The 9,800-nt window shown below is 69.0% G+C and carries 10 protein-coding genes and 1 pseudogene; 2 read left to right on the top strand and 9 right to left on the bottom strand.

Features of this window, described 5'->3' with window-relative positions:
* Positions 1-86 precede the first annotated feature (86 nt).
* Both AB0383_RS42445 and AB0383_RS42440 read right to left on the bottom strand, forming a co-directional pair.
* Positions 87-672: pseudogene (locus tag AB0383_RS42445) on the bottom strand (helix-turn-helix domain-containing protein); the annotation flags it as partial.
* A 119-nt stretch (positions 673-791) separates the two neighbouring features.
* Entirely contained in the window at positions 792-2,009 is a 1,218-nt protein-coding gene (locus tag AB0383_RS42440) for an alpha/beta fold hydrolase (protein WP_366190238.1), read from the bottom strand.
* A gap of 91 nt (positions 2,010-2,100) precedes the next feature.
* Between AB0383_RS42440 and AB0383_RS42435 the strand changes: the two genes are divergently transcribed.
* The gene (locus tag AB0383_RS42435) at positions 2,101-2,703 is read left to right on the top strand and encodes a TetR/AcrR family transcriptional regulator (RefSeq protein WP_364188400.1); all 603 of its coding nucleotides are present in this window, start codon (positions 2,101-2,103) and stop codon (positions 2,701-2,703) included.
* Here the strand turns inward: AB0383_RS42435 and murA are convergent, their stop codons facing one another.
* Entirely contained in the window at positions 2,704-3,978 is a 1,275-nt protein-coding gene (gene murA / locus AB0383_RS42430) for a UDP-N-acetylglucosamine 1-carboxyvinyltransferase (protein ID WP_364188403.1), read from the bottom strand. It lies immediately after the preceding gene.
* 61 nt (positions 3,979-4,039) lie between these two features.
* Between murA and AB0383_RS42425 the strand changes: the two genes are divergently transcribed.
* On the top strand, positions 4,040-4,606 hold the full coding sequence (locus AB0383_RS42425) for a cob(I)yrinic acid a,c-diamide adenosyltransferase (RefSeq protein WP_364188406.1): 567 nt from the start codon (positions 4,040-4,042) through the stop codon (positions 4,604-4,606).
* Positions 4,607-4,625: 19 nt separating this feature from the next.
* Here AB0383_RS42425 and AB0383_RS42420 read toward each other — a convergent pair whose 3' ends face one another.
* The 6 genes from AB0383_RS42420 to atpA form a co-directional block, all read right to left on the bottom strand.
* Positions 4,626-4,787 carry a hypothetical protein gene (locus AB0383_RS42420; protein WP_364188409.1) on the bottom strand — a complete coding sequence of 54 codons (162 nt, stop codon included), beginning with the start codon at positions 4,785-4,787 and terminating at the stop codon, positions 4,626-4,628.
* 20 nt (positions 4,788-4,807) lie between these two features.
* Positions 4,808-5,242, bottom strand: coding sequence for a DUF2550 domain-containing protein (locus AB0383_RS42415; protein ID WP_220243810.1), 435 nt, complete (start codon positions 5,240-5,242; stop codon positions 4,808-4,810).
* 25 nt (positions 5,243-5,267) lie between these two features.
* Positions 5,268-5,633, bottom strand: a complete 366-nt coding sequence (locus AB0383_RS42410) for a F0F1 ATP synthase subunit epsilon (RefSeq protein ID WP_364188412.1) — start codon at positions 5,631-5,633, stop codon at positions 5,268-5,270.
* A 128-nt stretch (positions 5,634-5,761) separates the two neighbouring features.
* Positions 5,762-7,189 carry a F0F1 ATP synthase subunit beta gene (gene atpD / locus AB0383_RS42405; protein ID WP_364188414.1) on the bottom strand — a complete coding sequence of 476 codons (1,428 nt, stop codon included), beginning with the start codon at positions 7,187-7,189 and terminating at the stop codon, positions 5,762-5,764.
* Positions 7,189-8,124 carry a F0F1 ATP synthase subunit gamma gene (locus tag AB0383_RS42400; RefSeq protein ID WP_366190237.1) on the bottom strand — a complete coding sequence of 312 codons (936 nt, stop codon included), beginning with the start codon at positions 8,122-8,124 and terminating at the stop codon, positions 7,189-7,191. The genes atpD and AB0383_RS42400 overlap by 1 nt, the downstream gene beginning before the upstream one ends.
* An 11-nt stretch (positions 8,125-8,135) precedes the next feature.
* Positions 8,136-9,773, bottom strand: coding sequence for a F0F1 ATP synthase subunit alpha (gene atpA / locus AB0383_RS42395; protein WP_364188420.1), 1,638 nt, complete (start codon positions 9,771-9,773; stop codon positions 8,136-8,138).
* Between the last annotated feature and the right edge of the window lie 27 nt (positions 9,774-9,800).

Genomic DNA, 9,800 nt, shown 5'->3' with positions numbered 1-9,800 from the left:
ACAACGTTCACAGGCGGGTGCCGGACGACCCCGATCCCTCCCGCCGGCCGACGAGACAGGCTCAACGCCGCACACCCAGCTTGAATGTCGGTCACGACTCGCTGGATGGTGATACCGGCTGAGGCGAAGAACGCGTGCGCTCGTGTCCAGAACGCGACCGCGGTTTCTTGGTCTCATCGGGCAGGATTTCGCTGTAGGCCAGCCGGGAGTGGTCGTCCACGGCGTTGTGGAGGTAGCTGGATCCGATCTTGGGTTTGCCGTGACGGTAACGAGCTGTGGTGGTGGCTTTCTTGTTCTGCTCTCCGGTGGCGCGGCCGGTGACACGATGCCCACCGCCGTCGGGGATGTTGCCCAGCTTCTTGATATCGACATGCACGAGGTCGCCGGGCGCGTCGTGCTCGTAGCGGCGGATCGGCCGTGCGGTGGCCCGGTCGAGGTGGGCCAGCCGGGAGCACCGGTAGCGGGTCAGGACTCGGTGAACCGTGGACGGCTTGACCTGTCAGCCATGCCGGCTTCGCCGTGCTCGCGGTAGCACCCGGCCCACCGCACCACGGTGGAGACCGATACCTGGAACCGCTCCGCGGCCCGCCGCAACGGCCAGCCCTCGTCCACGACACACCGGGCCAGGCGCAGCCTGCCGGTCTCAGACAGCGGGGCATTACGGTGGGACACGAGGGCCTCCAGGTAGCCGGTGCAGATGTCGCAATCCACACCGAACCCGGAGGCCCTCCCCCACACCAAGATCATCCGATCACGTGTCGCGCCGATCGCAACCTCCCCAGGCAGTACACCTAGAGCGTCTCGTCGAGCCAGTCGAAGACGCGGGCCGTCGCGAGCCGCTGCGCGCCGACGTGGCAGTGGGCGTCCGCGCCCTCCGCGGCGGTGAACGAGAGCAGCGTCTTCGGGCCGGTGAGCCGTTCGTAGAGGCGACGGGGTTCGGGCTGGGTTTCGCCGTCGCCGTTGAAGAACAGGTCGTCGGCGGCCTCGCAGACGAGCGTCGGGCACTTGATGCGCTCGGTGACGCCGCCGTCGAGGGTGTAGGTCAGGTACTTCGCGAGGAATTCGCGGTCGGTCGCCGCGCCCAGCACGTATCGGCCGTGGTCGGCGGCCCAGCGCAGCGTGGGGTTCGCGGCGCGGCCGGCGGCCAGCAGCTTGTCGAGCTCCTCGTCGTGCGGTGCGTTGGCGCGGCGGTCGATCTCCGCGCGGTCCCACGGCAGGAAAGCCGTTACCGCCGAGCCGGCGTCGAACACCCCGTCCACGGCGACGACCGCCTTGATGCGCTCGTCGAAAGCCGCGGCGCGGGGGGCGAGCAGGCCGCCGAGGCTGAGGCCGAGCAGCGCGACCTTGTCCGGGTCGACGTCCGGGTCGGCGAGCACGAAGTCGAGCACCGGGCCCACCACGTGCTCCCAGTCGGGCCGGAAGACGAGCCCGTCGCGGTGGATCGCGCTCGGCTGGCCGGGGCCGTCGAACGCCAGCACGTGGTAGCCGCGCTCGGCTCCCCCGGCCGCGCCGAAGAAGTGCACATCCTCCGCGCTGCCGTCGAAACCGTTGTGCGCCAACAGAATCGGGCGACGGCCGGTGCCGGGCGCGCGGTAGAAGTAGCCGCGCAGCACATGACCCTCATACGGGATCTCGACGCGCTCGACGCCCGCGAAACCCTCGATCGCGCGGTGGAAGCACTCGACGCTGCGGTCGTAGGCGTAGGCGATGCGCGGGTCGGCAGGGTTGCCGTGCAGGAAGAACTCCGCCGAGCGGTAGTAGGTGGACGCGCGCAAGTACGCGTCGCGGGCGCTGATCGGGTGCGCAGCGGCCACCCCGTCGGCCTCGGCCGCCAGGCGCTCGGCCGCGGCGAGCCACTCGTCGTGCCAGCTGCCGTAGTCGCCGGGCTTGATGCGGGAAGCGGTGGCGACGACCTCGCCGAAGTCCGAACCGCCGTAGCTCGCGTGGCCGAACACGCGGAGCGTCTCGAACCAGAACTGGGGGTCGTCCTCGAACAGCAGCTGCTTCATCGGGCCCTCCTCCTGAGCGGACGATACGGTACCGTCCCGACGTCAACCTACATGGAACGGTACCGTCTCGTCCACCCGCTAGGATGCGATCATGACAACTCGCCGCACGCCCACCGGGGCGGCTGTGCTGCAGCCCGACGTCACGCAGGCGATCACGGAAGCGGTGCTCGACGAGCTCGCGGAGGTGGGTTACGGCCGGCTGTCGATGGAGGCCGTGGCCAAGCGGGCGGGCGTCGGCAAGAGCGCGCTGTACCGCCGCTGGCGCTCGAAGCACGAGATGATCTCGGCAGTGGTTTCGGAGTTCAGCGTGAGCCGCGCGCCGACCCCGGACACGGGATCTCTGCGCGGTGACCTGCGCGAATCGATGCAGGCGGTGTACGACTGGCTCACGCACCCGCGGTTCGCCCGGATCCTGCCGGACCTCATCGCCGAGGGCGCCCGCGACCCCGAGCCGGCCGACGACATGCGCACTCGCATCGGCGGCCCTCGCCGCGACGCCGCACGGCCGCTGTTCGAGCGCGCGATCCAGCGTGGTGAGCTCCCGGCAGACGTCGACATCGAGCTGGCCATGGACCTGCTCGCGGCGCCGATCTACTGGCGCCTGGTGGTGCGCCGGGAGCCCCCGGGCCCCGAATTTCTGGACCGGGTCGTCGAGCACGTGCTCCGCGCACTCGACGCCCGCCCCGTGGACTGACTACGCGCGCTCGGGCTCCCCCGCCACGCGCTCGATGCGCGCGCCGAGGCGGTTGAGGTTCTCGACGAAGTGCGGGTAACCGCGGTCGATGTGGAAGACGTCCCAGACCTCGGTGACGCCCTCGGCGCACAGGCCGGCGAGCACGAGGCCGGCGCCGGCGCGGATGTCGGAGGCCCAGACCGGCGCGCTGGAGAGCTGCTCGACCCCGCGGACCACGGCGTGGTGGCCGTCGGTTCGGGCGTCGCCGGAGAGCCGCATCATCTCTTCGATGAAGCGGAACCGGGCCTCGTAGACGTTCTCCGTGATCATCGACGTGCCCTCGGAGACGGCCGAAAGCGCTACCGCGAACGGCTGCAGGTCGGTGGCGAAGCCCGGGTAGGGCAGCGTCACCCAGTCGACCGCCTTCGGGCGCTCGGGCTGCACGACGCGGAAGCCCTTCTCGTCGAACGTGGTCACGTCGGCGCCCGCGAGCCGCAGCTTGTCCAGCACCAGGTCGAGGTGGTGCGGGTTGACGCCGCGCACGGTCAGGTCGCCCCGCGTCATCGCCGCGGCGAACGCCCAGGTCGCGCCGACGATCCGGTCGCCGATCACGCGGTGCTCGGTCGGGCGCAGCCGCTCCACTCCGTGCACGGTCAGCGTCGACGTGCCGGCGCCCTCGATCTTCGCGCCCATCTCCACGAGCATCGTGCAGATGTCGGCGATCTCGGGCTCGCGCGCCGCGTTGTCGATCACGGTCGTGCCCTCGGCCAGCACCGCGGCCATCAGGATGTTCTCGGTGGCGCCGACGCTCGGGAAGTCCAGCCAGATCTGGGCGCCGACGAGGGACTCGGCGTTGGCGACCACGCAGCCGTGCTCGATCGTGCTCGTGGCACCCAGCTTGCGCAGGCCGTTCTGGTGCATGTCCAGCGGCCGTGAGCCGATCGCGTCACCGCCGGGCAGCGCGACCACGGCCTTCTTGAGCCGCCCGACCAGCGGACCCAGCACGCAGACGGACGCGCGCAGCTTGCCCATTGCCGCCGAGTCCGCGCGGTGCGACAGCTCGGCAGGCGTGGTGATACGCGCCGTGTCGCCGTTGATCTCGACCTCGCAGCCGACGCTGCGCAGGACGTCGCCCATCAGGGGCACGTCGAGGATCTGCGGGCAGTTCGTGATGGTGGTGGTGCCCTCGGCCAGCAGGGCCGCGGCCATCAGCTTCAGCACGCTGTTCTTGGCTCCGACCACGTCGACCTCGCCGACCAGCCGTGCCCCGCCGTGCACGTCGAAGTGCTCGCTCATGGCCGCCAATCATGCCCTCTCGCCCAGTTTCGGCACACGCGGGGCCGGTAGAGTCGAAGGCATGGTCGTTCGCATCAACCGCGTCTACACGAAGGTCGGCGACAGCGGCACCACAGCGCTCGGCGACGGCTCGCGGATCCCCAAAACCTCGCCCCGCCTGGGCGCCTACGCCGATACCGACGAGGCCAACTCCGTCATCGGGCTGGCCGTCGCGATGGGTTCCCTGAGCGACGAGATCGCCGGCGTGCTCAGGCGCGTGCAGAACGACCTGTTCGACGTCGGCGCCGACCTGTGCCTGCCGATCGAGGAAAATCCCCCGTACGAGCCCCTGCGCATCACCGAGGCCTACCTCGAGCGCGTGGAGGGCTGGTGCGACGAGTTCAACGAGCGGCTGCCGAAGCTCACGTCGTTCATCTTGCCGGGCGGCACGCCGGGCGCGGCTTACCTACACCAGGCGCGCACGGTCACGCGGCGCGCGGAGCGTTCGGCGTGGGCGCTCGTGGAGGCGGAGCCGGACACGACGAACCCGATCGCCGTGAAGTACCTCAACCGGTTGTCCGACCTGCTGTTCATCCTCGGCCGGCTCGCCAACCCGGACGGCGACGTGCTGTGGAAGCCGGGCGGCTGAGCAACCGCCACCTTGCGGGTCAGCGCAGCTCCCGGGCGGTCCAGTACCGCTCGTAGTCGACATCCCACGTCGAATCGGCCCCGGGCTCGACGTCCTGGGCCGTGGTCATGTCCTCGAGCCGCACGTGCTCGGGCAGCTTCGCCCAGCGACGCTTGCGGTCGGCCTGTTCCTCGGGCTCCATCATCCCAGGGTAACGGCCGATCAGGACGCGTGCGGCAGCATTCGTCCCGGCGGAGCCGACTCCAGCCAGGACAGGAACCCGGTGAGCGCACCAGGCCCCATCGCGATCTCGATCGCTTCCTGGGTGGGCGATTCACACCGCAGGACAGTGGAACCTTCCGGCACCGCGTACGCCTCCGTGCCGGACGGGTCCCGCCGGTCGGCGATCTGCATGCTCTCGCGCTGGAACACGCGGTCCGGGCCGGACCGGAGGCTCCAGACGCGGTACCAGACGAACTCGTCGCCCTCGTAACGCCCGAGCCCGAGGTGCCAGCTGGCGCGCGGGTTGTCCGGACGCCACCGCAGCGCGACGCTCACGCCACCGCCGCGGCGCATCCGGATCCACCGCTGGCCGTACCAGGCCGCCAGCACGGCGAGCACGATCAGGAGCCCCAGCACCACGATGGCGATCTTCACGGCCCGGCTCCTGCTCGTCGCTCGATCAGACTGTCTGACCGGCCGCGCGGAGCTGGGCCGTTGCCCTCGTGCGCTCCGCCTCGTCGTCCGCGGTCAGGGCCGCCTTGGCCGCGTCGATGTCGATCTCGTCGGAGAGCTCGGCGCTCTCGGCGAGCACGCTCACCCCGGTGGCGGTCACCGACAGGAACCCACCGTGCACGGCGGCTGTGAGAATCTCGCCGTCGGTCGTGTTCACCTTCACCACGCCACCCTCGACGAGCTGGCCCAGCACCGGCTCGTGGCCGGGCATGATGCCGATCTCGCCCTCGGTGGTCTGCGCCACCACGAAGGTGGCGGTACCCGACCAGAGCCGGCGCTCCACGGCCACCAGCTCCACGGACATCTCAGCCACGTAGCACTCCTTCGCTCGGGGTGTCACCACCGAGTGTAATAGGTCCGGCTTCGGTTACGAGAACGGCGGGGGCGGGTGTCCATAATGGACACTGCCCCCGCCGCGCTCAGACTGCGTCTTCTAAAGAGTCACTTCTTGGTGATTTCCTTGTACTTCTTCTCGAGGTCCTCGAGGCCACCGATACCCAGGAACGCCTGCTCCGGGTAGTGGTCGAAGTCGCCCTTCGCGATGCGGTCGAACGACTCGATGGTCTCCGCCAGCGGCACGGTCGAGCCGGGGATCTGCGTGAACGCCTCGGCGACCAGCATGTTCTGCGACAGGAACCGCTCGATGCGGCGCGCGCGCTGAACGGTGAGCTTGTCCTCTTCCGAGAGCTCGTCCATACCGAGGATCGCGATGATGTCCTGCAGTTCCTTGTACTTCTGCAGGATCCGGATGACCTCGGAAGCCACGCGGTAATGGTCCTCACCGACGATGGCCGGGTCGAGGATCGTCGACGTCGACGCCAGCGGGTCCACCGCCGGGAAGATGCCCTTCTGGAAGACACCACGCGACAGCTCGGTGGTTGCGTCCAGGTGGGCGAACGTCGCGGCCGGGGCAGGGTCGGTGTAGTCGTCCGCGGGGACGTAGATCGCCTGCATCGAGGTGATCGACCGGCCTCGGGTCGAGGTGATCCGCTCCTGCAGCTGACCCATCTCGTCGGCCAGCGTCGGCTGGTAACCCACGGCCGAAGGCATGCGGCCCAGCAGGGTCGACACCTCGGAACCGGCCTGGGTGAACCGGAAGATGTTGTCGATGAACAGCAGCACGTCCTGGTTCTGCACGTCGCGGAAGTACTCCGCCATCGTCAGCGCGGACAGGGCGACGCGCATACGCGTGCCCGGCGGCTCGTCCATCTGGCCGAAGACGAGGGCGGTGTCGTTGATGACGCCGTCCTCGGACATCTCCAGGAAGAGGTCGTTGCCCTCACGGGTGCGCTCGCCGACGCCGGCGAACACCGAGGTGCCACCGAAGTTCCGGGCGACGCGGGTGATCATCTCCTTGATGAGCACCGTCTTGCCCACGCCGGCACCACCGAACAGGCCGATCTTGCCACCCTGCACGTACGGGGTGAGCAGGTCGACGACCTTGAGGCCGGTCTCCAGCATCTCCGTCTTGCCCTCGAGCTGGTCGAAGGGCGGCGGGTTGCGGTGGATGCCCCAGCGCTCGAGGTCGTCGCCGTAGCCGGGCTCGTCGAGGCACTCGCCAAGGGCGTTGTAGACGTGGCCCTTGACCTTGTCGCCCACCGGCACGGTGATCGGGCCGCCGGTGTCGGTGACCTCGGCACCGCGGACGAGACCGTCCTGCGGCTGCAGCGAAATCGTGCGGACGAGGTTGTCACCGAGGTGGCTGGCGACCTCGAGGGTCACGGTCTTGCGCAGCTGCTCGAACTCGATCTCGACCTTGAGCGCGTTGTACTGGTCGGGAACGGAACCACGCGGGAACTCGACGTCGACGACCGGACCGGTCACCGACACGATGCGCCCCTTGGCACGCGGGGTTTCAGTACTGGTCATCAATCATCACTTCCTGCTGCGGTGAGCGCGTTCGCGCCACCGACGATTTCGGAGATCTCCTGAGTGATCTGCGCCTGGCGGGCCTGGTTCATTTCCCGCGTCAGGTTGCCCACCAGGTCGTTCGCATTGTCCGACGCGGCCTTCATCGCGGTGCGGCGGGCTGCCAGTTCGGACGCCGCCGACTCCAGCAGCGCCGAGTACAGGCGCGTGTTGATGTACTTCGGCAGCAGCGCACCCAGCAGCTTGTCGGCGCTCGGCTCGAACTCGTAGCTGGGGAGCAGCTCGCCCGCGGGCTTCTGCTCCTCACCTTCGGTGTACTCGACCTCGAGCGGGGCGACCCGCTTGGCGATCGGGCGTTGCGTCAGCATCGAGACGAACTCGGTGTAGACGACGTGGATCTCGTCGACCCCGGCGAGCGCGCCGGGCGCACCCGCCTCGGTGCCGGAGAGGAACGACTCCACCAGCGTCTCCGCCGCCGCGACCGCGTCGGTGTACGCCGGCTGGTCGGAGAAGCCCGTCCAGCTGTCGACGACCTCGCGGCCCCGGAACCGGTAGTAGTTCAGGCCCTTGTTGCCGGTGACGTAGACCTCGGGCTCCTTGCCCTCCTCACGGAGCAGGGCGAGCAGTTCCTCGGTCGCCTTCAGCACGTTGGTGTTGTACCCACCGCACTGGCCCTTGTCGCTGGTGACGACGAGGACCGCGGCCCGCTTCGGGTTGGGGCGCTCGACCAGGAGCGGGTGGTCGAGGTTCGCCGCCGCACCGGCCAGCGCCGAGAGCACCTTGGTGATCTCGTCCGCGTACGGCCGGGAAGCGGCGACCTTCGCACGCGCCTTGGTGATGCGCGCGGTGGCGATGAGCTCCATCGCCTTCGTGATCTTGCCGATCGACTTGGTCGCCTTGATGCGCGACCGAAGTTCCCGGAGTTGTGCGGCCATGAGCTATCAGCTCACTTCTTCGGGGCGGGCTTGTTGACCTTGACGGTCTCCTGCCCGACCTTGTCGGCGTCCATCGCGTCGGCGTTCGACTCCAGGGGCTTGCCCTCGGAGGTCGTGAACTCCTTCTTGAACTCGTTCACCGCGTTCACGAGCGCGTCGCGCGTGTCGTCCTCGAACTTGCCGCTGTCGCGGATCGCACCGAGGACCTCGGTGTGCTTGCGGCGGGCCGAGTCGAGGAACTCGTGGTTGAAGCGGCGCACGTCCTCGGTCGGGACCGAGTCGTAGTGGCCGTTGGTGCCCAGCCACACCGTGCAGACCTGCTCCTCGACCGGGATCGGCGAGTACTGCGGCTGCTTGAGCACCTCGTACAGGCGCGCACCACGCTCGAGCTGCGCCTTCGACGCGTCGTCGAGGTCCGAGGCGAAGGCGGCGAACGCCTCCAGCTCGCGGTACTGCGACAGGTCGATGCGGAGCGAACCGGAGACCGACTTCATCGCCTTGACCTGCGCGGCACCACCCACGCGGGACACCGAGATGCCCACGTCGATGGCCGGGCGCTGACCGGCGTTGAACAGGTCCGACTGGAAGAAGCACTGACCGTCGGTGATCGAGATGACGTTCGTCGGGATGTAGGCCGACACGTCGTTGGCCTTCGTCTCGATGATCGGCAGGCCGGTCAGCGAGCCGGCACCCAGCTCGTCCGACAGCTTGGCGCACCGCTCGAGGAGACGGGAGTGCAAGTAGAAGACGTCGCCGGGGAACGCCTCGCGGCCCGGCGGGCGGCGCAGCAGCAGCGAGATCGCGCGGTAGGCGTCGGCCTGCTTGGTCAGGTCGTCGAACACGATCAGGACGTGCTTGCCCTCGTACATCCAGTGCTGGCCGATGGCCGAGCCGGTGTAGGGGGCGATCCACTTGAAGCCGGCTGAGTCGGAAGCCGGGGCGGCGACGATGGTCGTGTACTCCATCGCGCCCGCGTCCTCGAGCGACTTCTTGACCGACGCGATCGTGGAGCCCTTCTGGCCGATCGCGACGTAGATGCAGCGGACCTGCTTCTTCGGGTCGCCGGTCTCCCAGTTGGCCTTCTGGTTGATGATCGTGTCCACGGCGACGGCGGTCTTGCCCGTCTTGCGGTCACCGATGATCAGCTGGCGCTGGCCACGGCCGATCGGCGTCATCGCGTCGATGGCGGTGATGCCGGTCTGCAGCGGCTCGGACACCGGCTGGCGCTCGACCACCGAGGCGGCCTTGAGCTCCAGCGGACGCCGGGTCGTGGTTTCGATCTCGCCGAGCCCGTCGATGGCCGCGCCCAGCGGGTCGATGACCCGGCCGAGGTAGCCGTCGCCGACCGGCACGGACAGGACCTGGCCGGTCCGCTTGACCTGCTGGCCCTCTTCGATCGTCTCGAAGTCGCCGAGGATGGCCGCACCGATCGAACGGGCGTCCAGGTTCAGCGCCACACCGAGGACGCCGCCCGGGAACTCGAGCAGCTCGTTGGCCATGGCCGAGGGGAGGCCCTCGACGTGGGCGATACCGTCACCGGCGTCGGCGACCACGCCGACCTCTTCCCGGTTCACATCCGGGGCGTAACTCGAGACGTAGTTCTCGATCGCACTGCGGATCTCGTCCGAGGAGATCGTCAGCTCCGCCATTTCGTTCCCGCTCTCGCTTCTGTTCTG

This window comes from Amycolatopsis sp. NPDC051373 (assembly GCF_040689465.1).
Classification (GTDB): domain Bacteria; phylum Actinomycetota; class Actinomycetes; order Mycobacteriales; family Pseudonocardiaceae; genus Amycolatopsis.
Note: the sequence above shows the minus strand (reverse complement) of the source record. Positions and strands in the feature narration are given on the sequence as shown.